The 26,759-nt window shown below is 60.1% G+C and carries 27 protein-coding genes and 2 pseudogenes; 8 read left to right on the plus strand and 21 right to left on the minus strand.

The window, feature by feature from the left end; all coding sequences use genetic code 11:
- Positions 1-36: 36 nt before the first annotated feature.
- The 3 genes from N5B55_RS24155 to N5B55_RS24165 are packed head-to-tail and all read right to left on the minus strand — an operon-like array spanning position 37 to position 1,336.
- On the minus strand, positions 37-609 hold the full coding sequence (locus tag N5B55_RS24155) for an RNA polymerase sigma factor (RefSeq protein ID WP_024542619.1): 573 nt from the start codon (positions 607-609) through the stop codon (positions 37-39).
- Positions 606-1,052 (minus strand): periplasmic heavy metal sensor, encoded by a 447-nt coding sequence (locus tag N5B55_RS24160; RefSeq protein ID WP_024542620.1) that lies wholly within the window; start codon positions 1,050-1,052, stop codon positions 606-608. The genes N5B55_RS24155 and N5B55_RS24160 overlap by 4 nt, the downstream gene beginning before the upstream one ends.
- Positions 1,049-1,336: a CnrY/NccY family anti-sigma factor gene (locus tag N5B55_RS24165; RefSeq protein WP_024542621.1), complete on the minus strand. Its 288-nt coding sequence runs from the start codon at positions 1,334-1,336 to the stop codon at positions 1,049-1,051. The genes N5B55_RS24160 and N5B55_RS24165 overlap by 4 nt, the downstream gene beginning before the upstream one ends.
- 318 nt (positions 1,337-1,654) lie before the next feature.
- Between N5B55_RS24165 and N5B55_RS24170 the strand changes: the two genes are divergently transcribed.
- Positions 1,655-2,647 carry a DNA-binding protein gene (locus N5B55_RS24170; protein ID WP_024542360.1) on the plus strand — a complete coding sequence of 331 codons (993 nt, stop codon included), beginning with the start codon at positions 1,655-1,657 and terminating at the stop codon, positions 2,645-2,647.
- A gap of 509 nt (positions 2,648-3,156) precedes the next feature.
- Here the strand turns inward: N5B55_RS24170 and N5B55_RS24175 are convergent.
- From N5B55_RS24175 to N5B55_RS24185, 3 genes are all read right to left on the minus strand, one after another.
- Positions 3,157-4,050 carry a tyrosine-type recombinase/integrase gene (locus N5B55_RS24175; protein WP_012435763.1) on the minus strand — a complete coding sequence of 298 codons (894 nt, stop codon included), beginning with the start codon at positions 4,048-4,050 and terminating at the stop codon, positions 3,157-3,159.
- Between the two features lie 175 nt (positions 4,051-4,225).
- Positions 4,226-4,519, minus strand: a complete 294-nt coding sequence (locus N5B55_RS24180; protein WP_004635133.1) for an H-NS histone family protein — start codon at positions 4,517-4,519, stop codon at positions 4,226-4,228.
- Positions 4,520-4,860: 341 nt separating this feature from the next.
- Positions 4,861-5,250, minus strand: coding sequence for a hypothetical protein (locus N5B55_RS24185; RefSeq protein ID WP_037021956.1), 390 nt, complete (start codon positions 5,248-5,250; stop codon positions 4,861-4,863).
- A gap of 128 nt (positions 5,251-5,378) precedes the next feature.
- Between N5B55_RS24185 and N5B55_RS25365 the strand changes: the two are divergent.
- Positions 5,379-5,474 (plus strand): annotated as a pseudogene (locus N5B55_RS25365) (BRO-N domain-containing protein); the annotation flags it as partial.
- Positions 5,475-5,867: 393 nt separating this feature from the next.
- Here the strand turns inward: N5B55_RS25365 and N5B55_RS24195 are convergent.
- From N5B55_RS24195 to N5B55_RS24210, 4 genes are read right to left on the minus strand one after another with little or no spacing between them, the layout of a single operon-like run.
- On the minus strand, positions 5,868-7,424 hold the full coding sequence (locus N5B55_RS24195; RefSeq protein ID WP_024541916.1) for a ThiF family adenylyltransferase: 1,557 nt from the start codon (positions 7,422-7,424) through the stop codon (positions 5,868-5,870).
- Complete coding sequence (locus tag N5B55_RS24200; RefSeq protein WP_027987638.1) at positions 7,421-7,960, minus strand: Mov34/MPN/PAD-1 family protein; 540 nt, start codon at positions 7,958-7,960, stop codon at positions 7,421-7,423. The genes N5B55_RS24195 and N5B55_RS24200 overlap by 4 nt, the downstream gene beginning before the upstream one ends.
- Positions 7,957-8,460, minus strand: a complete 504-nt coding sequence (locus tag N5B55_RS24205) for a hypothetical protein (protein WP_024541915.1) — start codon at positions 8,458-8,460, stop codon at positions 7,957-7,959. Before N5B55_RS24205 ends, N5B55_RS24200 begins: the two co-directional genes overlap by 4 nt.
- Positions 8,457-8,786, minus strand: a complete 330-nt coding sequence (locus tag N5B55_RS24210) for a hypothetical protein (RefSeq protein WP_024541914.1) — start codon at positions 8,784-8,786, stop codon at positions 8,457-8,459. The genes N5B55_RS24205 and N5B55_RS24210 overlap by 4 nt, the downstream gene beginning before the upstream one ends.
- A gap of 214 nt (positions 8,787-9,000) precedes the next feature.
- Here N5B55_RS24210 and N5B55_RS24215 point away from each other — a divergent pair, with 214 nt between their 5' ends.
- Both N5B55_RS24215 and N5B55_RS24220 read left to right on the plus strand, forming a co-directional pair.
- Positions 9,001-9,324: a helix-turn-helix domain-containing protein gene (locus tag N5B55_RS24215; protein ID WP_024541913.1), complete on the plus strand. Its 324-nt coding sequence runs from the start codon at positions 9,001-9,003 to the stop codon at positions 9,322-9,324.
- 2 nt (positions 9,325-9,326) lie between these two features.
- Positions 9,327-10,187 (plus strand): ImmA/IrrE family metallo-endopeptidase, encoded by an 861-nt coding sequence (locus tag N5B55_RS24220; protein ID WP_024541912.1) that lies wholly within the window; start codon positions 9,327-9,329, stop codon positions 10,185-10,187.
- Positions 10,188-10,312: 125 nt separating this feature from the next.
- Here N5B55_RS24220 and N5B55_RS24225 read toward each other — a convergent pair.
- The 3 genes and pseudogenes from N5B55_RS24225 to ttdA all read right to left on the minus strand — a co-directional run.
- Positions 10,313-10,672: pseudogene (locus tag N5B55_RS24225) on the minus strand (tyrosine-type recombinase/integrase); the annotation flags it as partial.
- A 132-nt stretch (positions 10,673-10,804) separates the two neighbouring features.
- Positions 10,805-11,413 carry a L(+)-tartrate dehydratase subunit beta gene (gene ttdB / locus N5B55_RS24230; RefSeq protein ID WP_024541910.1) on the minus strand — a complete coding sequence of 203 codons (609 nt, stop codon included), beginning with the start codon at positions 11,411-11,413 and terminating at the stop codon, positions 10,805-10,807.
- Positions 11,410-12,309, minus strand: coding sequence for a L(+)-tartrate dehydratase subunit alpha (ttdA, locus tag N5B55_RS24235; RefSeq protein WP_024541909.1), 900 nt, complete (start codon positions 12,307-12,309; stop codon positions 11,410-11,412). Before ttdA ends, ttdB begins: the two co-directional genes overlap by 4 nt.
- A gap of 233 nt (positions 12,310-12,542) precedes the next feature.
- Between ttdA and istA the strand changes: the two genes are divergently transcribed.
- The 4 genes from istA (at position 12,543) to N5B55_RS24255 (ending at position 16,194) form a co-directional block, all read left to right on the plus strand.
- The gene (istA, locus tag N5B55_RS24240; protein WP_024542408.1) at positions 12,543-14,045 is read left to right on the plus strand and encodes an IS21 family transposase; all 1,503 of its coding nucleotides are present in this window, start codon (positions 12,543-12,545) and stop codon (positions 14,043-14,045) included.
- Positions 14,035-14,832 (plus strand): IS21-like element helper ATPase IstB, encoded by a 798-nt coding sequence (gene istB, locus N5B55_RS24245; protein WP_024542409.1) that lies wholly within the window; start codon positions 14,035-14,037, stop codon positions 14,830-14,832. The genes istA and istB overlap by 11 nt, the downstream gene beginning before the upstream one ends.
- Positions 14,833-14,905: 73 nt before the next feature.
- A complete protein-coding gene (locus N5B55_RS24250; protein WP_304542170.1) occupies positions 14,906-15,733 on the plus strand; it encodes a porin in 828 nt (275 codons plus the stop codon).
- Between the two features lie 182 nt (positions 15,734-15,915).
- Positions 15,916-16,194 (plus strand): hypothetical protein, encoded by a 279-nt coding sequence (locus N5B55_RS24255; protein ID WP_008646716.1) that lies wholly within the window; start codon positions 15,916-15,918, stop codon positions 16,192-16,194.
- Between the two features lie 298 nt (positions 16,195-16,492).
- On the opposite strand, the gene czcE is transcribed toward N5B55_RS24255, so the two are convergent.
- The 8 genes from czcE to czcI form a co-directional block, all read right to left on the minus strand.
- Positions 16,493-16,894 (minus strand): copper-binding periplasmic protein CzcE, encoded by a 402-nt coding sequence (gene czcE, locus N5B55_RS24260; protein ID WP_011514820.1) that lies wholly within the window; start codon positions 16,892-16,894, stop codon positions 16,493-16,495.
- Between the two features lie 108 nt (positions 16,895-17,002).
- Positions 17,003-18,433 carry a sensor histidine kinase CzcS gene (gene czcS, locus N5B55_RS24265; RefSeq protein WP_011229349.1) on the minus strand — a complete coding sequence of 477 codons (1,431 nt, stop codon included), beginning with the start codon at positions 18,431-18,433 and terminating at the stop codon, positions 17,003-17,005.
- 4 nt (positions 18,434-18,437) lie between these two features.
- Positions 18,438-19,115, minus strand: coding sequence for a heavy metal homeostasis two-component system response regulator CzcR (gene czcR, locus N5B55_RS24270; RefSeq protein WP_012435775.1), 678 nt, complete (start codon positions 19,113-19,115; stop codon positions 18,438-18,440).
- Position 19,116: 1 nt separating this feature from the next.
- Positions 19,117-20,067 (minus strand): cation diffusion facilitator family transporter, encoded by a 951-nt coding sequence (locus N5B55_RS24275; RefSeq protein WP_004635344.1) that lies wholly within the window; start codon positions 20,065-20,067, stop codon positions 19,117-19,119.
- A gap of 50 nt (positions 20,068-20,117) precedes the next feature.
- Positions 20,118-23,309, minus strand: coding sequence for a heavy metal efflux RND transporter CzcA (gene czcA, locus N5B55_RS24280; protein WP_004635342.1), 3,192 nt, complete (start codon positions 23,307-23,309; stop codon positions 20,118-20,120).
- Between the two features lie 16 nt (positions 23,310-23,325).
- Positions 23,326-24,888: a heavy metal efflux RND transporter CzcB gene (gene czcB, locus N5B55_RS24285; RefSeq protein WP_004635340.1), complete on the minus strand. Its 1,563-nt coding sequence runs from the start codon at positions 24,886-24,888 to the stop codon at positions 23,326-23,328.
- Between the two features lie 17 nt (positions 24,889-24,905).
- Entirely contained in the window at positions 24,906-26,162 is a 1,257-nt protein-coding gene (gene czcC / locus N5B55_RS24290; RefSeq protein ID WP_004635338.1) for a heavy metal efflux RND transporter CzcC, read from the minus strand.
- Positions 26,163-26,237: 75 nt separating this feature from the next.
- Positions 26,238-26,585, minus strand: a complete 348-nt coding sequence (czcI, locus tag N5B55_RS24295; protein WP_137924345.1) for a CDF family cobalt-zinc-cadmium transporter CzcI — start codon at positions 26,583-26,585, stop codon at positions 26,238-26,240.
- Positions 26,586-26,759: the final 174 nt, after the last annotated feature.

A 26,759-nucleotide genomic window follows, 5' to 3' on the forward strand; every position in this document is an offset into this window, starting at 1 on the left:
GGCGCCCAGCGCGGCACCCCCTCGCGCCCGTCGAAATTATTCGGTGCTGCGGGCGTCGATCAAGGCAGCCAGCTTGGCACGGGCGCGGCCAATGCGCCCCTCAATGGCCTTCGGCGTCATGCCAAGTGCGGCAGCCGCCTCCGGCTGCGACATGCCGACGATGGCGGTCAAAACAATGGCTTCCCGCGAGTTCGCATCGAGCCCGTCCAGGACAGCCACGACGCGTGCCAATTCGCGCCGGGCAGAAGCACGGCGCTCCGGGCCCGGGTCTGGATCGGCCAAGGCAGGGCGTTCGGGGTCCGTCAGATCCTCCGCGCCGAACAGGAAGTGCCGCACGCGCCGGAAACGGCGCAGGTCACGCATCTTGTTGAGCCCGATGTGGAACAGCCAGGCACGGAACGGTCGAGCCTCGTCGTAGTCCCCCAGCGCGCGCCAAGCTGCAACAAAGGTGTCCTGCACGACATCGTCGATATCGGTTTCCGGAATGCCAAAGCTGCGGCCAGCCTGCGCCAGGGCGGGGCTATGCCGCCGCACCAGGATGCCAAACGCATGGTGATCTCCCCGAGCGGCGCGCCGGGCGAGCACGCCGTCCGCTTCCGTACTGGTCACTGCGAACCACGGCGAAGCGCATCAACCAGCACGCGGTCATAAGCAGGCCGGTGCTCGGGCTTCAGGCCCGCGCGCATCTCGAAAACGTGGACCAGCGTGGCCCGCTGCAAATCGGCAGCCGCGCGTTCCACTTCCTGGGTGGCCGCCTCGACCTCTGGCGACCACGTGGGATTCTTGGCAATCGCGTCAGCGAGTTGACCGTTGGCCGTGCGCAGCCGGGTTTCGATCTCCCGGCGGCGTTGGGCGAAGGCCTGTTCCTTCATGTCGAGAATTTCACGCTCGTTGGCGTCCAGCGGCACCGCCTCGTGGAGCATCTCGTGCAGGTCGGTCCGGTGCTCCTGCGATGGGTGCGACAGGAAGACGACGGCGCCGGCAATGGCCACCCCCACCAGAGCGCCGGCTAGCGTTGAGAGGGAAAGACGTCGGGTGCGTGGCGTCATCATTCACCGATCAGCAGGCCAAACGGAGAAGCGGCAGACGGTGTGGCAACCCAGGTTGGGCCCGGCTTGTTCAAGACGGCGGTCGCCACGCGGTCGATCACCGTGAAGGCCACCAGCGCAGCGATGGCGGCGCACAGCATGGCACGCCGCGCATCATAGCGGGCGACCAGCACGTCGGGCGCGGGCTCGGCTGCGAGCCGTTGCTGGATGCGCGCGGTACTTACCGCAGACGGTGCTTCATGGGTGATCCTGGCTGCGTCGGCGAGCCATTGGTCGAGGTCGGCCATTGCTGATCTCCTTGGTGGTTGCCCTGTATACGGCTCGCGCATGCAAATACCCCCGGGTGGCTTCAGAAGGCACCGGCAATCGCGGTAGGCCAACTGCCCCGTCCCGCAATTGGGCAGCACCGAGAATACGCGGCCTTCATCACTACATCCGGCGCGTTTCGTACCGGATTGGGGACCACCAGGGCGCCATGACACCTCTCACACGTGATAATCCGCCATTATCACGTATTAGATTCAAGAACCAGCGATCCACGTTGACGCCGCAATTTGGTACGTATATACATAGTACGTAATACGGTATCAAATTGTAGGAGCACCATGGCCCGGGCCGGACTGAGTCGCCTCGATGTTAAACGCGCCCGCGATTCACTTCTGGCGCAGGGACACCACCCGTCCATCGATGCAATACGTATCGCGCTGGGCAACACCGGCTCGAAAACGACGATCCATCGCTATCTCAAGGAGCTGGAAGAAGAGGAAGGCGCGGCGCTGAACCGCGCTGGCTCGACCTCCGACGCCATCCTGGATCTGGTGGGCAGATTGGCGGCGCGGTTGCATGAAGAAGCGCAGGCGGTGGTCGATCAGCAGGCGGCGGCCGCCACGGCCCAGCGCCAGCTCGTTCGTGCCGAAGTCGACAAGCTGGCCACGGATGTGGTCGCACTTCGCGCCGAACTGGAACAGGCGCAGAGCACACTCGCCAGCGTGCGGGCCGCGCACGCTGACACGCAGACAGCGCTGCAGCAGCGCGCGATTGAGGCTGAACGCTCGGCACAGCAGGTCCAGGACCTCGGCACCCGGTTGGCAGAACATGAAAGTTTTCGGCGCTCGCTGGAGGACAAGCTACAGCACGCTCATCAATCACTGGAGCACTTCCGCAATGCCAGCAGGGAACAGCGCGATCAGGATGCGCGCCGGCATGAGCAGCAGGTCCAGCAACTGCAGGCGGAAGCCCGACAGGCCAATCAGACGCTGATCATCAAGCAGGGGGAGATCACGCAACTGAACAAGGACAGCGCTCGGCTGGTCGCGGAACTTGCCGCCTCGGGCAAACGCATCCGAGAATTGGAAACGCAGGCAGAACAGGCTCGCGTCAACCTGAACCAAGCGCGCGTCGATCAAGCGCGCACCGAAGCGGAACGAGATGCGCTGCGATCTGCGGCGCAACAGCAGGCGGATGAACTAGCCACCGAACGCGCCGAACGCGAACGCCTGGCCGGCGAGTTGGCCAAGGGCAACGCCCGACTCGAAGCCCAGCAGGTGTTGTTGACTGAATATCGGGCGAGGCTCGGCCTGGCCGATGCGGCAAACTGATGATGTCCGCCTCCGCCCGGCGCTCCGAAGTGAGACGGTGGCCCAACTTTCGCTGAAACCGGCTTATTTACTGCGCAGTGAATATGGCACCTGCAGCGCCGAGCCGTGTCGCCACGACGCAGGGAAACCGCCAGATTTCGCACGAAAAGGACAGCGCCCAGGAAAATGCTGAATTCCCAAGCCGTTGATCTGAAAGGGAAATCCCACCTAAACCGCCAGATTTTGCACGGAAAGGACGACTACCCCTACATGCGGCATCTGCGCGATGCTTGGCCGCGGTGGACAATGCCGCCCGGGCGCTCGATGGCGCGCACCTGCAGTTCGGCAGCGTCTCTCTGTTTGTCAGTCGGTCGCCGGCGGAGGGGCCAGCCTATGAGAGGCTGGCGACCATGGAGTTTCGCCCGAACTGATGATTCGGCCGCCTCCGGTGGTCGTCGGTGGGGTGCGGGTAGGCGGCGGTATTCTCGACCAACAATGCCAGTTCGATGTCTGGCGAATCGGCGGACTGTTCAGCGCTCAATGGTCGCGGCAATCCGATCGACAGTGCGAACGCTGGAGAGCCCCAGGATTCGGTTCACTTCGACATAGTCGACGCCATCGAGGAGCAGGCGCCGGCAGACCGTATTGCGCAGGACGCGCGGGCTCATATCGGGTGCAACGAAATCGATCGTGGTCAGTGCGGCTTTAACGATTCGCCCGACACTAGCCTCATTGATCCGCGCCCCGTCAGTGTGCAAAGTGAGCAAGGCTCGGCCCTGGGTACCCTCTGCTGCCCGTCGGGTGAGCCACGTCCGCAACGCCGGTATTGCGAATGGTGTGATGGGGACCGTTCGAGCACCGCGCGCCGCCTTCGCTTTGATGTGCAGGTAGGGCAGAGTGGCATCGAGCTGCAGGTCATCAAGCTCAGTGGCAATGCCTTCCGACAGTGTCACGCCGGTCGCCAGGTAGAGCGCTACGACCGCACGCCCTCGGATTTCTCGCAATCCGTCATCGGGCGCCGGCTGCGTGTAGGCCTGGAGCAGTGCGTCCTTGTCTTCGGGGAGGAACAGGGGCTGATCCTCATCAGGCCAATGGCCCGTGCGCAACTGCTCCGAAGCCGGATTTGACACGCGTACATCGGCGCGCACGAGTTGCCGGCCGACGCGGTCAAGGAGCTTCAGGTACCGCATCCTTGTCGCGGCCGATCGGGCGCCGACCGATTCACAAAATGCCGCTACGTGCTCATCTCCGTAGTTGGCCAGGTCGCGGCCCGTCTCGCGAAGGTAGCGCAGGAACTTCTCGAACATCGCCTGATGCTGGGCACGCGAGCGTGCAGAGAAGTGCTGGCCGTCGACGCCTTCGGCCTCCCGCTCCTGCCAATCAGCGTAAGCGCGTTCCGGATTGTTCAGCCAAAGTGTGTCCATCGCAATTTACGGCCTGCTATATACTGAAGTACAGCTTCGACCACATCTCGGCTTCGCCGAAACCCCGCCTCCACAGGGGAGGGCATATGTCTTCTTGGACCAAGCTAGCCGCGAAGAAGCCCTTGTCAACGAGAAGGCGGTGCCGGCGCCCACGTCATTCGGCAGCCAGATCACATTAGGCGGTCAGAAACTCTTCGATCTGGCGGCCAGCACTCAGATGGGCAACCAGCCATCCCGGCCTCTTGCCACGTCCCGTCCAGGAATTACCCGCCTCATCCCGGTATTTGGCCGGGGGCTTGCTTCTCGCCGTGCCATCGCCCTTGAAGCCGAGATCCAATGCCGTGAGCCCGTACAGATCGATCTTCTCGCGAATATCCACGATTGCCGCTTGCATTTCCTGCTGCCTGAGAGCGTCAGCTTCCTTCTGGAGGGCGGCAATCTGTTTGACGATGTCTTTGTAGCTGGTCATGGAAGGTCGGTTCCTGGGCAATCAGGTGCCGATTCAAGCACAGATTGCGGCCGCGCGTCACGTGGACGCAGCATTCGCAATGAAACCGCATTTGTGCACTATGGATCACATAACAAGTATTATGACAAATGACAGACCTGAGACCGCGCGGAGCATGGCGCGGACGTTAATGGCGGACGGAAGCAAATTTGTTCACTTTCACGAGGCAAGCCCGTTCCCCTGTCCACCACATCCGAAGTGTGGGGAACAACTGCTCGACTTTGCTTCACTCTGGTCGACAGTTGATCGGCGTTCCTTCTTCGTCCTCCCTGCGCTGGTGCTGCACCAAGCGAGGTCATGGGCTAGATCCGTCGCAGACGCAGGGTGTCTGGTTCAATCCGTTCGATGGACAACTCGTCCCCGCTCTGCCATCCCAGTTGTTCGGATAGTTCTGTCGGTAGCGGGACAATGAAATCGCCAGTGCCGTCCTCGGCGTCGGCGCGGGTGACACGCCACACAACACGCGATCTTCCTATTGCCACGTACTTGATCAGAAGTTTGCGTAGGGTCTCATCACTTTCGGGAAGCCCCAGCCAATCCGCATGGTTCGCGTCAGAGTATTCCGCCCACGCTTGGACAACCTCGTCATCTGTGATTGCAACGCCAGTTCTCTTCAAGCAAAGCAGCATCCTGTCAACATCGTTCGTGAACAGCTTTTTGAGTTCTTGACGTTCCTGAAGAGTCGGTTTCATGGCGGTTGGACTCCATTGTTCCTTAGTGATGCTCGGGCAATCGCCGTCGCGGCATGGCTAGTGCTCATTTTGCGGTAAAAGCTGCATGGACCGCGAACGCGATCAGCGTCGTCACCGATCAGGACTGCTGCTGCGACGCAATCAACCCCGGCACCGTGCCGCACCGCTTCCGCAAGTGGGTCACGTCCATCGTCCTGCCGGCCATCCGCAAGACCGGCCAGTTCACGGCACAACCGTGCATCGACGCCGCGCCCGCCGCCGCCCGCACACCCGCCGACCTCGCCAGCCTCTACCCCGCCGACGTCGAGCGCGCGCTGCAACTGCTCAACAAACACATCTACCAGGCAGACCGCTACACCGGCATGCTCATCGTCCTGCAGCACGACGACGCCAAAGAGCCCGTCGTCATCTCCGCCGGCAGCTATCGGCACAAGCGCGCCCGCGCGCTGACTGACTTTGCGCGCGCGTCGGTGCAGATTTCGGATTTGATTGAGGCGGGGGTGTAGGGGGTGGGATGGGCTTGCATCGCTGGGCTGCGTGGCCTAGCGATGCGGGTACGCACTGCCGAGCGCGGCACGAAAAGACAAATCGATGCGCTCCCTGGAACTGGCAGCGAGCTACGCTCGATACGAACCAGACCAATGCTTGGCCCAGCCGGCTCGCAGGTGCTGAGAGCAATCGCAGCCATGTTCGAGAGCGACGTTCATGGAACGTATTTTTGCCCTGGCGAATGTGGCAACTGCCATGGTGCCATCCTGAATCGATTTAACCGCACCCAAGTGCAGGTAGCGCAAAAACTGGACAACCAGCAGGACGCCCGCTGCTGCGGAAACAAATCCCACCGACATCTCGGGCGAGCCGGCGGCGAAGCGGTCGAGATCGGCTTCGGAAAGCTTCCCGCAACCACCGGGGGCGAGCAAGTGCTCAACGTCCTCCTCGGTCAAGCCGAGTTCGCGGGCGTGCGCCGTCCGACGCTCACCATCAAGCTGCCGCAAAGCTGCGATTCGTTCCTGAATGATGGCGTTTCGCGACAGCAGCGGGTTATGGCATTTCAGGCAAGCGGTTCCAGCGCCAAGGTCGAAGATGCTTGCTTTTGCGCTGAGTCCGTCAGCGCTGCCCCCGATAATCAACCGTGGCAGGCCGTTTTGAAGCGCATGCCGCGGATCGTTCTTATCGACGCACGATAGAACAATGGGAAATTTGTAGGCCTGCTCCAAGGCTCGAATATCGTCGTTGGGAGCATGTTTGCCGCGACTTGTAACGAAGGTTTGCCACCAATCCGAAACGGCTTGACAGTCGAACCCCGCTGACCTCAGGTAGCGCTGCATAAGGCCAACCTTGGACTTCCCGTCGTCGTTGCGGGTCGACAAGGCGTAGCGGTTGTCGTTGGTCAGGTCGAGTTCGTCTTTATCCACGACGCTGCATGAACCGGCGAAACGCGAGGTGCCAAGGCAAAGAGCGGCAGCTTGAGCGACAGCGCCGGCGCCAGCGAAGTAGAAATGCGGTAACGCTCCAAATTGCTCGGCACTTGGGCCGTCGATGAGTTCCGCCCACGTATTGGCACTAGACCTCGTCCAAGACGAGGCGAAATGCGCCGTGATGAAGTCACCCTTGCCCGGCTTCATCCCCCGCAACAGCTTGAAGACCTCTCCGGCAGCGTAGCTCGCGCACAGATATGGCCCGATGGAAAGGTCACTTACGGGAGGGACATCCGGCACATCCCCCTCGACGCCCACAAAATATCTCCAGCCGTCTGCATAGAGTTGCAGACGCCGGGGCGAGGCCACCGCCTCAGACCCGATCACCAGTGCCAGGTCGGGCGCGGAGCCAGCTTCTATCCGGGTGGCTCTGATGTGAGGTCCGCTGATCAAACGGATGCACTCTTCCAGCGTTTCGAGAAGCGTATCCTTTTCGCCGAACGGCGCCACGCCCTGATGAAGGGTTGCCTTCGGCATGTCCAGAATGATCTCCGTCACCACCTTGAACTGACGGCTCAGTAGGCTGACAAGCATCCAGACAAGATGTTGCGTGCCTAAAGCCGCAGCCATGCGAGAACTGACGTGGACGAGAACGATGCCTGATTTCGCCTGACTAGTGTCAAGGAGAACGCCCTGAGGGTCGGCACGAAGGTGCCGGTCAGCAAGTTGGTCCAATTCTGTTTTCATCGCGGTCATCGCAGATCAAATATTGGAGCTTCTGGCCCATCGGAAAGCGCAACTCGCGACTGCGCGTGCTCGTCCGACAGCAGATGCCAATAGCCTTGGAAATATTCGTGGACGCCTAGGCCTCGCGGCCACGGGCCGGACCACTTGCCGTATCGCGGAAAGACAATGGACACCGCTCGGCGGCTGGGCGTCATCTCGTCATCGTAAGAGGAGTGTTCAACACCAACGCCAGGATGCGAATGGATCGCACCAACAACTGTCCATCCTTGTGCCCGAGCAAGTTCCGCGACCTTCATCATGGCCTCGCCGGGTACCGAGTAGTTCTGCGGCCGATTGATTTGCATAGGCACGACAACGGCCTTCACCAGACCGTTTCCAACGGAATCAAGCGAACCAAGCCACAGGCAGGCCGACTCGACCATCCCCGCACCACATAGGATGCTGGCGGTACGGACGAGCGTAGAAGCCGGCACCGTCAACACTTTGCCCGTTGGGACATACAGCGTCGGCGGTCGCGGTCGCCACAGCATTGCTTCGTCCTTCATGGTGTGCTTCGTCCCTTGTAGTACAGCGGGACTAGGCCACGACGGATCGCTGCGAGCGTCGCCAAAAAGTTCATCCGCTGCGGATTCCACACGTGCTCGGCATTCACGCTGTGGTTCACCTTATAGAACTCCAACGTGGTCGACGAGCAGATGAGCTGGCCTCCACCGTTGTAGTTCGGGTGAAAGGCGATATCCGATGCTCCTTCGCACCTCGGAACCCAACACACATCATCGGGATACACGTATGTCATCGTCATTGGGTTGACGAACTGCGCACTGGGTGGCCCCTTAGGGTAGTGATCGAAAAACAGACGCAGCAGGTAAAGATCGACTTGGCGTTGATGCACGTTTTCGACAAGCAAGGGCACGAGCAGCGTCAGGTCATCCGGTTTCGACCACCCCCTGTCGGTCAAGGTGCTGTCCTTCAGAACTAGTTGAAGGTCACGCTGGAACGCCTCCCTGCCAGCGTGAATGTCCTGCACAAGCATCTGCGCAATCATGACTGCGCTCCCCCGGTCGGACCGACGATTTGAAACTTGTGGCTCTTCGTATGCTTGTTGTCGAAAAGCTGGCGGAGCGTCTCACCGAGGAACGGCATCATGTCTACGCCATCATCGGTCTGGAGACGATCATCCGGGCGCCGCTGCTCGCCTAACTTCAAATAGGCGATATCCCACGCGGCTTGCAACGTATCACTCCAGGAAACCCGGAACGAAACATCCTGTACGGATGCCACATGCTCGAACTGAAGCTTCGGGCCGTGCGTGTCATCGTGTTGATCGCTGTTGCCCTCGTGGGGCATATTCTCGAGAGCTGCGTCGCTCATGTGAACCTCGCTGATGGTTTCGCCGCAGGCACGGCGACTAGTTGATGGGTCGCAGTGCTCGAAAACATAGGCATGCCCCATGAGTCGACATAGTACACCTATTTCGTTCGGTGTACCGAACGCGTGAACGAGGAATAACTCTAAAAATACCGGCCACTTCTGTTCGGTATACCGGTACACTATACGGCTCGCTTTTTCTGATTCGCTTAAGACAATGGCCACCCTCCGCGACAAGCTCAAAGCGAAAAGATCCGAGAAGGGCAAGTCCCTAGATGCCCTAGCGAAAGACGCTGGACTGAGCAAAAGCTATCTGTGGGAATTGGAGAACCGGGAATCACCCCGCCCCTCCCTCGACAAATTGCAGGCAATCGCCGGTGCGCTAGACATCGACGTTGCGTTCTTCATCGATGACAGCATTGAAGATCTGCAGGAAGACCTGAAGGACCGACAGTTCTTTCGGAACTACTCCAAACTGAAACCTGAGACGAAAGAACAGTTGCGCGTCATCCTCGAGGCATTGAAGAAGACAGGTGGATAAAGATGCCGCTAACCGAGCCGGTCAGGCCGGCAAAAGCTGCGATTCGTCTTTCCCATCTTCTCGACGCCGCACTGGGGGAGTCGACTCGATTCCCGGTCGACGTGGGAGAATTGGCCCAAGCCGTTGGGCGTGAACTCAGGCTAGGGGACGAAATTACCGACGTCCAAGCCGCCAATCTCGACAGCTTTGAAGGTGGGTTGTTCCAAGTTGAAAAGGGCAGATGGGCGCTTCTCTACAACGAATCGCTGTCTTCACCAGGGCGGATTCGTTTCACGCAAGCGCACGAACTCGGCCACTTCCTAGTGCACCGGCTCCTGCAAGACCAGTTCCATTGCTCCCAGGCAGAAATAGCCGGCTATGACGCTGGCAGCAGACAGATGGAGGCTGAGGCCGACGAATTCGCGTCCACGCTGTTGATGCCGATGACACAGTTCAGGGCAAGCGTTGCTGGCCAATCAATTGACCTTGATGTTCTATCAAGCGCATCGACCAAGTTCGGTGTTTCCCTAACCGCGGCTGCTCTGCGATGGATTCGCTTCACCGAGGACAGCGCAGTTCTCGTGCTTTCCACGGACGGGTTCATGAACTGGAGCGTCTCCTCCGACCAAGCCTTGAAGAACGGTGCGTATTTCAAGACCCGAGGGCGAGTTGTTCCCGTCCCGGAAGGCTCGCTGGCCGTAGATCCTGAGAGAGAGTCATCACGGTTGGGCGAGCCCGTGCTGCTGAAGACTTGGTTCGAGAACGCGCATCCCGATGCAGTTGTGCGCGAGATGAAACTGCAATGTGACAACTATGGCTACACGCTCTCGTTACTGCACCTCTCAAACGGAGACAAAGTTTGGGCGCCTCGCGACTGGACATAGAATCATGTTCAAGTCGTCGCATGGACCATCTCTCTTAAGCACCACAGACTACTGTGGCGGGCTCGTTTTTTAGGTCTGAACAACAAACGCCAGTCCCTCGAACCTCTGGGGCGCCAGGCGGCCGTTCATTTGCGGGCACCGAAGACCTCTCCAAGCTGCCGCGCGCGCTTGATCTCATCGCTGTGCAAATAGATCGAGGTCGTCGAGACAGAGGCGTGGCGCAGATTGTCGCGCACTGTGGTTAGTTCCGCGCCGCGCGCCAGGGCGTGAGTGGCGTGTGTATGCCGCATCCAGTGTGGACTGGCCTTGCGAAGCTTCTCAGCCAGCACTGCATGGTCATTTTCGATGGTGCCAGCCGCCGTCTCAAAAAACCTTCTAACCACGCTCCACAGCCGCGTCCCCGTAATGCCTTCAGTGGCATCGATCCCCAGCCCACCAATCAGCGGCGTCTTTGGATTCCAGCGCGCCCGCGTCACCGGTACCTCTCCCGTCATAGATGGCTCAGCTCCTTCATCAACTCCGACGAGCCAAGCAAGCAGCAGGGAATTGACGGTGGACTTGAGCGCGCAAAGGGACAGCTTTAGCGAACTGCAGCCGTCCCACCGCCAGACACAAAATCACTTGATGAAACTGAGCTGCTTGTTGATTCGGTCAAGCACCGGACGCTTCTTAGCGTTGAACTGCTCTTTGTTCCGCTGAATGAGGTTGTTGCCCTTGGTGTCGATCGAGATGATCAACGGGCCGAACTCCTTGACCCGATTTATCCACAGGGTTTCCGGCATCCCAAGATCCTGCCACTCGGCACCTTCGATCTCTTCAACCTGCGTTGCGGCCAGCACGGCACAGCCACCGGGAAAGATGGCGTGCACCGCCGTCCCTTCCTGGCAACCGGCGGCCGTCTCCGGCCCCATGCCGCCTTTGCCGACGATCAGCTTGACGCCGGTCTGCTTGATGAACTCGCGCTCGAATTTCTCCATGCGCATGCTGGTCGTCGGGCCGATGGACACCATCTCGAATCCGCCATCGTCCTTCTTCCGGACAATCGGACCCGCATGAAAAATAGCACCGCCTTCGAGGTTGACCGGAAGCTCGCGCCCTTGTTCGATCAAGCGCCGGTGCGCCACGTCACGGCAGGTCACCAAGCGACCGGTCAGGTAGACAACATCACCAACATTGAGGCTCAGCAGATCTTCGTCTTTGATCGGCGTCGTCAGAATCTTTTTCACAGGGTCACTCCTTCGTGGGAAATGATGTCGTAGGACATGTCCGCGTTGATCCGGATCTTGCCGCGTCGATGCGCCCAGCAACCGGTATTCACTGCAACGCCGATGGTGGATGGGTGCCGGGCAGACGACTCAATGTTCACGCCCATGACACTGTTGTTGCCGGTCAGACCCTGTGGGCCGATGCCGACTTCGTTAAGCCCTTGCTCGAGCAGCTCCTCCATCAGTGCCGCGCGCGGGTTCTCGCTCTTGGAATCCACGGGGCGCATGATCGCGAGCTTGGACAGACGCGCCGCGGTTTCCACGGAAGTGGACACACCCACCCCCACCAGAAGCGGCGGACAGGCATTGACGCCACGCTCGGTAATCACGTCCATGACGAACTCGGCAACGCCCTCGTAGCCCTGCCCCGGCATAAGAACCTTGGCGGCACCCGGCAAGGTGCACCCGCCGCCCGCCATGTAGACATCGATGGTGCAGCTATCCAGCCCTGGCACGATGCGCCAGTCCAGCCAGGGAATCTGCGTGCCCGTGTTGGTACCAGTGTTCTTTTCGTCAAATGTCTCAACTGCGTTGTGGCGCAGCGGTCCGATGCGGGTGGCTTCAGCGGTGGCTTCCTTCAACACCTCTTCCAACTCGCCCAGCAGCGGGAAGTTGGCGCCCGCCTCCACGAAATACTGGATAACGCCCGTATCCTGGCAGCTGGGGCGATCCAGTTTGTCCGCCGCTTCCTGGTTGCCGGCCATCGAATCGTAGATGGACTTGGCCAGAGGATTCGTCTCCATCGTGCGAAGTTCGGCCAGCTTGCTCTTCACGTCCTTGGGTAGCCGCTTTCCGATGTAGGCAGTGAATTTGGCCATGGTGTCAGTCAACGACTGAACGGCAACTTCCTTATCCATGTGGTGCTCCATTCAAATTTGGGGAGGACTAGAGGCGAAGGTCTGTTTAGTGCGCTGCGGCCTCAGCCGCAGCCGCCTTCGATTTCTGCGTGCTGGACAACACCAGCGTAAGTACTGCCTGTTAACGCGCGAGCAGAATTGACCCACCTGGCGGGGTGATTTGCATCGAAATTTGACCCACGTGATTGAATGTTCTGCTCATTTTTTGAGCAGGGGATACGGAGGTGATCACGGTGGGCATGTTGGCCAAGATCAGGCGGATGTATTTCCGCGAGAAGGTGCCGTTGCGGGAAATTGCACGGCGAACGGGGTTGTCCCGGAACACGGTGCGGTCGTGGCTGCGAGAGCCAGAAGCGACGGAGCCGAAGTACCCGAAGCGGGTCAGTCCGAGCGTGGTGGACGAATGGGCGGGGCAGCTTGAGGAATGGCTGCGCACCGACAGCCATCGTCCGAAGCGTGAGCGCCGCACGGCGCGCTTCATGTTTGAAGCGATCCGGGCACAGGGCTACAGCGGAAGCTACACGCGGGTGAGCGAGTTCGCTCGGCGCTGGCGAGAGCAACAAGCCCAGGCTCCCCGACGCAAAGCGTTCGTGCCGCTGGCCTTCGAGCCAGGTGAAGCGTTCCAGTTCGACTGGAGCTGCGAGTATGTCTTCGTCGGCGGGCTGCGCCGACGTCTTGAAGTCGCCCATGTGAAGCTGAACGCCAGCCGCGCGTTCTGGCTGGTCGCCTATCCCACGCAAAGCCACGAGATGTTGTTCGACGCGCACGCCAAGGCGTTTGCCGCGTTTGGCGGTGTGCCACGCCGAGGCATCTACGACAACATGAAGACGGCGGTGGACAAGGTTGGCCGTGGCAAGGAGCGCACGGTCAACGCCCGCTTCGAGGCGATGTGCGGCCACTACCTGTTCGAGCCGGAGTTCTGCAACCGGGCCTCGGGCTGGGAGAAAGGCATCGTCGAGAAGAACGTGCAGGACCGGCGCAGGCAGATCTGGCACGAAGCGGCCCAACGGCGCTGGGCTTCCCTGGCGGCGTTGAACGACTGGGTGGCCGACCAGTGTCGGCAGGCATGGCGGGCACCACATCCGCAGTGGCCCGAGTTGATGGTCGAGGATGTGCTGCAGGACGAACGCCCCCGGCTGATGCCGAACCCGCGCCCGTTCGACGGCTACGTCGAGCAGTTCCTGCGGGTGTCCTCGACGGGACTGATCCACTTCCAGCGCAACCGCTACAGCGTGCCGACCGAGTTCGTGAACCAGCTCGTGAGCGTGCGGTGCTATCCGGCGCTGCTGAGCGTCGTTGCCGACGGTCGCGAGATAGCTCGTCACGAACGCAGCTTCGAGCGGTACCTGACGTTCTACGACTGGCAGCACTACATCACGCTGGTCGAGCGCAAGCCAGGCGCGCTTCGCAACGGTGCGCCGTTTGCCACGATGCCGCAGCCTCTCCAGGAGCTTCAGGGGCATCTACTCAAGCACGCCGGTGGCGACCGTGTGATGACGCAGGTGCTGTCCGCCGTTCGCGAACACGGCCTGGATGCCGTGCTGGTGGCGGTGCAAGCCGCGCTCGACTCAGGGCGGCCCAGCAGTGATCACGTGCTCAACGTGCTGAGCCGGCTGAAAGCGCCGGCGCAGCACCGGATCGTGGCCGCCACCACGCTCAGCCTGACCGAAGAACCTGTCGCGGATGTGAACCGCTATGAACGTCTGCGCGCACCGGAGAACCAGCATGTCCAATGAGATCGTTGCCCGCCTCAAGGCACTCAAGCTGCACGGCATGGCCAGCGGCTGGACTGAACTGTACGCGCAGTCCCGACATACCGAGTTCGATCCCGAGCGCTTCATGGAGCAATTGCTGATGGCCGAAGGTGCTGAACGCGAGGTTCGCTCGATTGCCTACCAGATGGCCGTCGCCCGGTTCCCGGCGCACCGCGACCTGAAGGGCTTCGACTTCGCGCAGGCCCGTGTCGACGAAGGGCTGATCCGGGATCTGTACCAGATGAAGTTCCTCGACAGCGCACACAACGTCGTGCTCATCGGCGGGCCGGGCACCGGCAAGACGCATCTGGCAACCGCCATCGGCATCGAGGCCATCCAGCGTCACGGCAGGCGCGTGCGCTACTTCTCGACGGTCGAACTGGCCAACACACTGGAGTTGGAAAAAGCTGCCGGCAAGCACGGACAGCTCGCGCACCGGCTTATGCATGTCGATCTGGTGATCCTCGACGAACTGGGCTACCTTCCGTTCAGCCAGACCGCCGGCGCGCTACTGTTCCACCTGCTCTCGAAGCTGTACGAACGCACCAGCGTGGTGATCACGACCAACCTGAGCTTCGGGGAGTGGGCCAGCGTGTTCGGCGATGCCAAGATGACCACGGCGCTGCTCGACCGCCTCACGCATCACTGCCACATCGTTGAAACCGGCAACGAGTCGTGGCGCTTCAAGACCAGCTCGGCGAAGGCTAGGCCAGCCCGTCGAAAGGGCTCAAGGGAGGCAGAAAACGAAGAGTTATCCACACCGCAGTAACGCTTTACGCCGTCTCGGGGTGGGTCAAATTTAGATGAAAACCGTGGGTCAAATTTAGCTGCGCGCCAACAAATTGGAAAGCGGCATTTCGTTCGACACCGGCGCACAGAACAACAGCACCCGTCTTTTTGATCGTAGTGCCTTCGTAGGATTGGGTAGCAAATATGGTCAACTGACGTTGGGTCGTCAAACGACACCAATGTATGACACCACGCTGCAACTCGACCCGATGGGCTTCGCGCCGCGCTACTCGCTCTTCAAGATGGATGACGTCTTGGCGGGTCGCGCTGACAATGCTATCAAGTACCGTGGCATCTTCAGTGGCCTGACGGTCACCGGCCTCTACAGCTTTAGCCGCACCGGCGGCGGCGAAGTGCCGGGGAACTACAAGGTCGATCGAAACATGGGCGTATCGCTCATGTATGAAACCGGCGCCCTCGCTGTCGGCGCGGTGTACGACGAGATCCAGGGCAGCACCGTCGCCACGGCCGACCGCAAGGACCGCCGCGCTCTAATTGGCGCGAGCTACGCTTTCGGACCGGCTAAGGCATTTATTGGTTATCGCTGGTACAACGGCAATGTCGGTGCGCTGCCGACGAACGGTTCTAACATTTACTGGGCCGGCCTGCGCTATGGCCTGACGCCCGCACTGACGCTGACCGGCGCCGCCTACTACACGGACAGCCGCAATTCTGGCGCAGACCCGTTCCTGTTCGTTGCCTCGGCAGATTACGCTTTCTCGAAGCGTACCGATGTGTATATGAACGTCGGTTATGCACTGAACCGCGGCAACTCGCAGCTGGGCATGAACGGCTACAACTCGACGACCGGCAGCCCGACCAACGTTGTCCCTGGCAAGGATCAGACCGGCGTCGTCGTAGGCGTACGCCACAAGTTCTGAGCGAGCTCAAAAGAATCGACACTTTCTTGTTAATTCAAGAGAGTTTGTGCCTCCCAACCGGGAGGCATTTTTTTATGACAGGATCGTAATACGCGGGTAATTCAGTGGAGCAGGTCCGGTAGCTAGACTGTGAACACGGTGAGCGATTAGAGACTCACAAACATTGACTCCGGAGAGATTCCATGAAGACGATTCACACTGCCCTGATTGCTGCTGCCCTCACGATTGCTGCCGCCGGCTCCGCCATCGCTGCTACCCCTGATGGCCAGATCCACCGTCCCCGCGACCCCTACACCGACGGCGGACGCGCCGCAGTCAACGACATTTACGCCGGCGGTGCACGCATCGACAAGCGCGACGTGTTCACCGACGGCGCACGCCTCGGCCAGCGTGACGTATTTACCGACGGCTCGCGTATTGGGCCGCGTGATGTGTTCACCGATGGCGCACGCGGAATTTGACGCAAGCCGTCCCTGAAACTCAGACCGACCTCTGTGGGGGAGCCAGGCACCCGTCAGTTGCTTGGCTCTTGGTGCTCTTTCGCTTTATCCCGATGGCGAAAGCTTCCGAAGCTTGCCCTCCCCGGAGGGCAAGCTTTTTTTCCCTCCATCGGCGTCAATCCGGTGCCGTTCATGATGCGGTGGCGCGTGCTACAACTTCCCATCGCCTCGTGTATTGCTAAGCGGCAGAACCGACGCCAATGACGATGAAAAAGGCCCCGCATTGTGCGGGGCCTGTAGTTCACCGGTTCAGCAACGTTCAGCCACCTGTGAAGAGGTCGCTTCTATCAATATAGACGCGCACGCCAGCGCTACCCGGCAGATCCGGCATCAACAAGCCAAGGTCCACACTCGTATCCCTGACCATCTGGGCGAAGGTCCATGCGACGATCTTCTCGCCGGCCCGAAACGCCACCGTCTCGCCAGAGTCCACGTTGACATACCGCATCCCTGGCTTCACGTCGATAATGCGACTGGCCTGAGATTGGCCGGCTGGATCGCCATACAAGGTCGCGTGACGCTTCGCCATCGCCTGCGCCGTCGCCGTCGACGCAGGCACGCCCGGTTTCAACCCGGTCATTTCCAAAGCATACGAAGCCGACATCCCACCCAACAGCAACGCCGCAAACAGCAAGGCGTGTTTCTTCGTTTTCATAGTCATCTCCTTTCTAGAGACTTCGTTGATCTATGAAAACGAGTGTATAAATTGTACGCATGCTGCAGCCTTGCCCGGCGATTACAAATAGGCAATCGGGCTCATTGCACCACTCTACCCAACGACTGGTCGGTCCTGACTCGGCCTACCCACCGAAACCCGCGCTGAGGCTTCAGCACCGTTGAGCGGGAAGCGCAATGTAAAGCGTGTCTTCCCATCCAAGCCGCTCACGGCTGACGCGTCGCCGCCATGGAGCTCCATGATCGACAGGACGATGGCCAGGCCCAGCCCCGTGGACTGTGACGAGTTGGATCTCGCCCTATCCCCACGGAAGAACCGATCAAAGATGAGGGAAAGTTCCCGCTCCGGGATTGGGTCTCCAACGTTCGTGATGTCGATGCAACAATGTGCCGCTTCGCGGCGCACCACCAGATCTATCATCGAATTCGGCCACGCATGACGGACCGCATTTGACAGAACATTGTTGATCGCACGCTGGAACAGAATGGCATCAGCGACCAGGGTGGCATCCCCGCTTACCCTGATTACGACGCTTCGCTCCTCTGCAAGCACCGAAAAGTAGGCGGACAACTTGCGAAGTTCTGCATTCAACTGGAGTTCCGTCAACTCGAGCGCCACATTGGCACTGTCAGCTCGCGCGAGGAACAACATCGCATCGATCATCCTCGCAAGTCGCTGGTATTCGACCAGGCTTTCCTCCACCAAGGCGACATACTCGGGCCCGGTGCGGTCTCGTGACAAGGCGACCTCGGCATGTCCAATGAGGTTGTTAAGCGGCGTGCGCAAATCATGGGCAAGATCGGCGGAGAACCGCGACAGCTTCTGATAACCATCCTCGAGGCGTTGCAGCATCGCATTGAACGCAGAGGCGATATCACGCACTTCGGTGGGCTTGGGTGGCATGTCCACCCGGTAGCTCAGCCGTTCCACACTGATCCGGTTGATCTGCTTGATAAGTACGTGCGCCGGCTCCAGCTCACGGCGCGTAATGGCCGCCCCCACCAGGGCCGTCAATATCACACCGACGGTGGTACCAAGCACGAGCGTCGTCCGGAATCGCGCAGTCACCTGCTTCCTGTCCTCGCCAGACTTCGCCACGAACACCGTCGCCCGCGTACCGTCTCGCCCCAACACCGCATCGGCGGACTGGAACATGAGCGATGACTTTCCCGTGACCGCCGCTTGGTCAGTGCCTTCCAGCAATGCATCGTTGCCCGTGCGAAACAAAAGCCGGCCATCCAGCGCCGTGACGCGAACGATGAGGTCCGAGTAACCTCGCACCAGATCATCGAAGCGATGCTGCGCCGCCGGGACGCCCTGCACCCCGTCCACCTCGCGCAAGAAATGCTCGACCTGTTCGAGTTTTCCCTTTACAACCTCATCGTCTCTGGCCTCGAGTTGCGCGGCGAGCGAGTAGTAAGCAAAGGCGCCCATGCTGGCCAGCGCGATAGACAGTACCAATGCAAAGAAGAGCCCAAGCCGCCTCGTCAGTGACAGCGGGGTTATCGAAGTCCCGGGCCTCATTCCGTCACCGGCCGCGCTCTGGGTCGAGGACATAGCCCATTCCCCGTACGGTATGGATCAGCTTTTGATCGAAGGGATCATCCACCTTGGATCTCAGGCGCCGGATCGCGACGTCAACGACATTGGTATCCGTGTCGAAGTTGACGTCCCAGACCTGGGACGCGATCGTGGTTCGCGACAGCACCTCCCCTCTCCGGCGCATGAGCAGGTGCAACATCGAGAACTCCTGATTCGTCAATTCAATGCGGGTAGTTCCCCGGAATACCCGCCTTCCAAGCACGTCGATGTCCAGATCGGCAATGCGCAATCGCTCGGACTCCTTCGAGGTGCTTTGGCGCAAGCAACGCCGGATACGGGCAAGGAGCTCGGCAAAGGCGAAGGGCTTGACCAGGTAATCGTCTGCCCCCAACTCGAAGCCTCTGACACGATCCGCCACATCATCCAGCGCCGTCAGAAACAGTACGGGTGTCTCGGACTTGGATCGAATGGACTTGATGACCGTCCACCCGTCCATACCTGGCAGCATGACGTCCAGGATGATGACGTCGTAGTCGGTCTCTTCCGCCATGTGGAGCCCATCGCCACCATTGTTCGCGATGTCGACCACGAAACCCGACTCCGACAATCCCTTCTGCAAATACTCCGCAGTACGCGGTTCGTCTTCTACAACAAGTACCCGCACCTTAGTTTCCTCCTGCAGCAAGCGACTTCGATCCGACCAGTGCTGGCGATGCATTGAAATGCTGAGCTGCATCCGCTTGTTCGCATGGTGCCAGTTCGAACTGAATGGTCACGTGCGTGATATCGAATTTGTCAGCCAGCATCTGCTTCAATTCCGGTAGCACTTCCATTTCCGGGTTGACGGCCGTGTCATTCACGACATGAACCGTCAAGCTCGCCTTGCCGCTGGTAAGTGCCCAGATGTGGAGGTCATGGAAGCTTTTTACCCCGGGCGTCGCCAGAATTTGCTTCTCAACCTCTGCCAGATCCACGTCATCGGGTACGCCTTCGAGCAGCACATTCAGGCTCGACTTCAGCAGGATCCACGTGCGAGGCAGTACCCAGAGGCCGATCAGCACCGCAATGGCGGAGTCGACCCACGCCCAGCCCGTGAAGCGGATGATGATCGCACCGGCGATGACGCCAACCGACCCGAGCAGATCGCTCCAGACTTCCAGATAAGCACCCTTCACGTTCAGGCTGCTGCTTTGCCCGGAGGACAGCATGCGCATGCTGATGAGATTGATGATCAGGCCCAGCACAGCCACGACGAACATGCCGGTTGACTCAATCTGAGGTGGCGATTTCAGCCGCAGGTAGGCTTCGTACAGGATGTAGATAGCCACACCGAACAGCAGCAATGCGTTAAAGGCCGCGGCAAGAATCTCAAAACGGTAGTAGCCAAATGTCCGCTTCTTGTCCGCGGGTCGCTTGGCGATCGCAATAGCAGCCAGTGCGATGGCCAGTGCGACGGTGTCCGTGAGCATGTGCGCGGCGTCGGAGATCAACGCCAGGCTCTTCGTCATGACACCACCGACCACTTCGGCAATCAGGAACGTACCGGTCAGCGCAAGGGCGATCTTGAGCGATCGCTCGTTGCCACCGGGATGGTCGTGTGAGTGACCTGCGCCCATAGAAACTCCTATAAAAATTGGGCGGTACGATGACCGCCCAAGGATTTACGTCATGCAGGCTGGCGGCCTTGATCCGGTTGATGCGTCTGAGTGACTGGCTCGCGAGTATCTTCCGCGTCCTCATCCTTGCGGTGAGCAAGTCGATAGAGCACCGGCAACACCAGTAGGGTCAGCGCCGTGGACGACAAGATGCCACCGATTACCACCGTTGCGAGGGGACGTTGCACCTCAGCGCCCGTACCGGTGGCGATGGCCATCGGCACGAAACCCAGGGATGCCACCAGGGCCGTCATCAGCACCGGACGCAGTCGCGTCAGGGCGCCAACTCGGACCGCGCTGTCGAGGGAATGCCCTTCTTCGCGCAGCGATCGGATAAACGACAGCATCACCAGACCATTGAGCACCGCCACCCCGCACAGCGCGATGAAGCCCACCGCTGCAGTAATGGACATCGGAATGCCGCGTATCCACAGGGCAAGAATCCCGCCAGTCAGCGCAAAGGGAATGCCCGTGAAGACTAGCAAGCCATCCTTGATGTTGTTGAACATCGCAAACAACAGTACGAAGACCAGCAACAGCGCCACCGGCACTACCACCTGCAGGCGGGTGGTGGCGGACTGCAGTTGCTCAAAGGTGCCACCCCATGTCATCCAGTAGCCAGCCGGGATCTTGACCTGGCTTTGGATAGCCGCTTCCGCCTCGGGCACGAATGAACCAATATCACGTCCACGAACGTTGGCACTGATCACGATGCGGCGCTTGCCGTTCTCGCGCGAGATCTGGTTCGGGCCGGGCGCCATTTCCAGCGTCGCCACCTCGCTCAATGGGATAAACGTCGTTCTCGCGTCCACTCCTTTTGGCAACGGAATCGGCAATCGGCGCAGAGCCTCGACCTCGCCGCGCACAGCTTCGGGCAGGCGGACCACGATATCGAAACGACGATCGCCCTGGAAGAAGGTTCCGGAATCACGGCCTCCGACGCCCGTTGCCACCGCGTCTTGCACGTCGCTCATGTTAAGCCCGTATCGCGCCGCCTTCTCCCGATCGATCTTGACCGTCAGCATCGGCAAGCCGGTGGTCTGTTCTACCTTCACCTCCTGCGCGCCGGGGATGCCCTGCAGCACGGCCGATACCTTCTTCGCCGTCTCGCTGAGCACGTTGTTGTCATCGCCGAAGATCTTGACTGCGACGTCCGAGCGGACCCCGGAGATCAGCTCGTTGAACCGCAGCTGGATCGGTTGGGAGAACTCGTAGTTGTTCCCGGGGATCTTGCCGGCTTCCTCCTGGATGGCGGACAGCAGTTCGGCATGTGTTTTCTTCGGCTCTGGCCAATCCTTCTCAGGCTTGAGCATGATGTAGCCATCCGAAATATTCGGCGGCATCGGATCGGATGCAATCTCCGCCGTACCTGTCCGCGCAAACACGCGCTCGATTTCGGGGAATTTTGCCTTGAGGGTCGTCTCGATCGTCTTCTGCATCTCCACGGACTGCGACAGGCTCGTGCCAGGAATGCGCAGCGCCTGGATGGCAATGTCGCCTTCGTTCAGATTGGGGATGAACTCGCTGCCCAGGCGGGCCGCAATGGCCACGCACAGAACAATTGACACCGCGGCAAACGTCAATACAACGGCCGTGTTCGCGAGCGACTTTTCCAGCAGCGGCTCGTAGCGACGCTTCGCCCAGAGCATGAGACGATTTTCTTTCTCGGCCACCCGTTCGCCGATGAACAAGGCGACCGCAGCCGGAACGAACGTCACGGACAGAATCATCGCGCCCAGCAGCGCCAGGACGACCGTGAACGCCATCGGGTGGAACATCTTGCCTTCCACCCCCGTCAGCGCAAAGATCGGCAGGTAGACGATCATAATGATGAGCTGACCGAAGATCAGTGGGCGACGCGCCTCCTTCGCTGCGGCAAACACCTCATGGAACCGCTCGGAGCGCGTCAATGGCCGGCCATGGTGTTCCTGCGCATGCGCCAGTCGCCTCACACAGTTTTCGACAATCACCACCGCGCCATCGATGATGATGCCGAAGTCGAGCGCGCCCAAGCTCATCAGGTTCGCACTGATCTTGTAGTTCACCATCCCCGTGAAGGTGAACAACATCGCCAGCGGAATGATCGTCGCGGTAATCAGCGCCGCGCGGATGTTACCCAGGAAAAGGAACAGAATTACGATGACGAGCACCGCGCCTTCAAGAAGGTTCTTCTTGACGGTCGCAATGGCCTTGTCGACCAGACGTGTCCGGTCGTATACCGTTACGATCTTCACACCTTCCGGCATCGTACGGTTAATGGAAGCGACCTTTTCATCGACCGCTTTTGACACAGCCCGGCTGTTTTCGCCGATGAGCATGAATACCGTGCCCAGCACAACTTCCTTGCCATTCTCGGTTGCCGCACCGGTACGCAGTTCCTTGCCAATCTCCACATCCCCGATGTCGCGAATGCGGATCGGCTGCCCCTGCGCTGTACCGACAATAATGTTGCGGATGTCGTCTTCGGACGCAACCTGACCCGGCGCACGAACCAGATACTGCTCGCCCCTACGCTCGATGTAGCCCGCACCCACGTTGTCGTTGTTCTTGTTCAGCGCATTGACGACGTCGGTCAGCGTCAGCCCGTACGACGCTAGCCGTTCAAGACTCGGCGCGACCAGGTACTGCTTGTTGAAACCACCGATAGTATTGATCTCGGTGACACCGGGCACGTTACGCAGTTGCGGCCGTACCACCCAATCCTGGATTTCGCGCAAATCTGTCGGCGTATAGGCAGTCCCGTCAGCTTTGCGAGCACCCTCTTCGGCTTCAACGGTCCATAGATAGATCTCCCCGAGGCCGGTCGAAATAGGCCCCATCGCCGGCACAACGCCTTCAGGCAGATTGTCCTTGGCTTCCTGGATGCGCTGGTTGACGAGTTGGCGCGCGAAATAGACGTCCGTGCCATCCTTGAAGATGACCGTCACCTGCGACAAGCCATAGCGGGACAGGGAACGCGTCTGTTCGAGTCCCGGCAGGCCGGCCATCACGACCTCGATCGGATACGTAACACGCTGTTCGGTTTCGAGCGGTGAATAGCCTGGTGCCGAGGTATTGACCTGAACCTGAACGTTGGTAATGTCAGGGACCGCGTCGATCGGTAGTCGGTTGTAGCTGAAAATCCCTAACCCGGCCATTCCAAACACGGCGAGCAGGACCAGCCATCGCTGCTGGATGGCGAAACTAATGATACGTTCAAACATTGCTGTTTCCCCCGTATCAATGGCCGTGTTCGGCGCTGGATTTGCCAAGTTCGGCCTTCAGAACAAAACTGTTGGCGGCGGCGTAACGTGCGCCCGGCTTCAGGCCCTCGACAATCTCGATGACCTTGCCGTTTGTCCGGCCGACCTTCACCGGCTGCGGCACGAATCCACCTTGAACCGCGACAAAGACTACGCTCTCGCCATTGACGTCCTGGACGGCCTCGGTCTTCACCGCAACGGGCACCTCGACATCAGCACCGAATACGTCGACCGTGACGAAGAGACCCGGTCGCCAAGCCATCTGTGGATTGGTCAATGTTACGCGGGCCTTCGCCGTCCGCGTCTGCTCGCCCAGCAGCGAACCCACGTATGAAACGGTGCCATCTGCCTTCACATCGGACGATGCCGAATTGATCGACGCCTTTTCGCCGATGCGCACCCGCTCGACATCCTTGGCAGACACCACGAACTCGGCCCAGACGGACGACAGATCCGACAGCGTGAACACGTTGGCGTTGTCCGCCACCGCTTCCCCAAGCGAGATATGCTTTTCAACGATCATGCCGTCGAACGGTGCGCGCAGCTCGTAGCGATTGAGTGCCGTCGAGCTGTTGCTGGCGCCAATGGCGGTCAGCTTCTGCTGCGCGTTCTGGACACTGATCTGCGCTTCCTGCAGCGCGTTGCGGGCGCTCAGATAATCTTGCTCCGCAGAGATCTTCTGTTCCCAGAGCTTCTTCTCGCGGTCATAAGTGACACGCGCCAGATCCAGACGTTTCTGTGCTGCGAGCAGTTCGCTGCGCTGGTCAGAAAGTCCGGTGCTCGCGATGACCGCGAGAACCTGTCCCTTCTTAACCTGTTGCCCAATATTGGCCGGAACGCTCTCTACGACGCCAGCCAGTCGCGGCACCACGTGGGCTGTCTTGTCTTCGTTGAAACGGATTTCGCCGGGGAACTGGACGCCAGCCTGGACCTTTGCCGAGCCCGCGGTTTGAACCACTACCCCTGTCTTGGCCAGCTGGTCCGCTGTCAACTCAATCTTGCCTTCCTCTTTCGAGAGCCGCACGGCGAGTGGCGAAGACGAACCGGGCAAGGTCACATTTGCGGTCACGTCAAAGACATGGGGCTCGGCAACTGGCTGTTGGCTTTCCAGCGCGTCGCCAGACACCACGAACTTGAGCGCTTGAGACTCGCCCGTAGCCCGCACGAGCTGGCCTGTCGCTGCCACGCCATTTGCCACCGCCTTCCCAGACTTGCTAACCCAGAGCCGAATACGGGCCTCGCCCTTGGATTCGGCCGTGCCAATTTCGACGTCATAGCCATCACGCGAAAAGAGCGCGCCACCATTGGGGCCCTTCTTGACCTCGTGATGCTCGCCGTCGCCGTGTGACTTGTCATCCTTGTGGTCGGCTTCCGCCGCCTGCTTGCCATGGTGCTCGGTGTCGCCATGCCCCTTGGATTCCGAGTGCCCACCCTGCTCTTCCGGCGCAGAGCGCCCGCTCAGCAGAACGCCACCAGTCGCGACGCCGCCCACCAGTACGATGGCCGCAATGGCAGCCTTTTGTTTGTTCGAAATAGCCATGTTTTATGAATCCCGTCTTAACGTCCCAGAATGCGATCGATCGTGGTCGCCGCCTGATAGGTTTGTCCAAGCACGCCGAGATAGCGGATGCGTGCCTGGAACAGCGTGCGCTGGGCATCCAGGACGTCCAGATAATTGAACTTGCCGGCCTCGAAGCCAATGGTCGCCGCGTTGAAGGCTTGCTCGGCGCCTGGCAAGACGGTCTGCTTCAGCGTTTGTGCCGAGGCGCGCGATACCGACAGCTGGTTCGATGCCATCAGGAGATTTCGGGTCAGGCTGATGCGATTGGCCAGATATTCATCCTGGGCCTTGTCCGCCTGGCGAATGGCCGAATACAAGTTGCCCTGATTCCGGTCAAAAATCGGCAACGGGATCGCCACACCGATCACCGCCATGTTGCGGTTGGCTTCTGTATCTCGCTTGGCACCCAGACTGACTGTCAGATCCGGATACTGGCGGCTGCGCTCAACGCCCACCAATGCCTGGCGGCGGTCAAGTTCAGCGCGGCTTGCGGCCACCAGCGGTGAGTTTTCCAGCTCCTTCAGAAGGAGTTCAGGCGCCGGCCTGGATGGCAGCGCGTCCAGATTGCCCTGTGCTTCGGTAAACTGCGGCGATGCATTGCCCCACAACGCCGTCAACGCCTGACGGGCGGACTGCAGGCTCGCCGTTGCTTCGGCCAATTCAAGTTCGGCGTTGGCCTGTTCGACACGTGCCTTAGTTTCGTCAACCGGGGAGATCTTGCCGGCCGCGACGCGGCGTGAAGCGGCTTGCGCGCCCCTCGCAGCGATATCCGCGGAGCCAGTTGCCAGCTTGACGCGTTCCTGTGCGATCAAGACGGAAAAAAAGCTCTCGATTACCTGCGCCCGAATGTCACCGCGAACGCCAGCCAGCGTTGCCTGCGCCAGTTCGCGCGTCCTTTCCGCGGCATTGATACGAGCCGAGCGCTTGCCGCCCAGTTCGATGGGGATATTCATCTGGGCGGTGGATGTACGGGTGGATTTCCGCGTGTCCTCGACCAGCGTCTGGAGTTCCGGGTTCGGAATAACCCGGGCCTGCATGATCCCACCTTCTGTGGAATCGAGTTCCTTGGCGGCGGCGGACAGGTTGAAATTGCTTCCTGCCGCCAGCGACAACGCGGCCTCGAGGGTCAACGGTCCCGCCGCTTCCCTTGGGAAGACGGGCACCATGGACGTGCCGGTGTCAGATTGCGCTACGGCAAAGTTTGGGCTGAGAAATGCTACCGCCAGCCCGAGCGGCAGAAATAGTCTTCGCATCGAATTGCACCAAGGTATGTGACCAGGAGAATTCGGCGAGAGACGAAAGGAGAAAAAGAGTCGTCGTCTCGCCGATCAAGCGAGACGCTGCCACTGAGGACGGTCGGGAGCCCTGGCATTCAGAGACGAGAACTCGGACGCATGTTGAGTATCGGTCACTTCTACCCGATTCGCTATCAACACGTCCTGCGTCTGTCCATAGACGAACGGGAGGGAGACCAGATGGCATACCCCGCAGTCTGTATCCACGAATGGCTTTTTCTCGGCATCCGTTTTACCTTCCGGCTGCTGATGACGATGCTCGTGGTGCCCAAGGTGCCAAGTGGCCGTGGCTTTCTCGTGCTGACAATAGCGTGCCGCTGCCGCCCAGGAAAACTGGAACGGCAAAATGAGCAGCACGAAGATCAGAACGAAACGTCGCATTCCTTGGGAGACTGTGCGGGGGGCTTGGGGTTGAAGTACTAACGGCTGGGCCGTCGCCGAAGTTTACATGAATCCTCGATCACCAGCATTAAGAGCAGATTACGATTATCGCTTTCGCCTGCTCGTTTTGGGGTGCCGCTTTCGCCCCTCATCAGTCTTACGCTTGGGGGCGGG

Source organism: Ralstonia pickettii (assembly GCF_030582395.1).
In the GTDB taxonomy this organism is placed as follows: Bacteria; Pseudomonadota; Gammaproteobacteria; order Burkholderiales; family Burkholderiaceae; genus Ralstonia; species Ralstonia pickettii_D.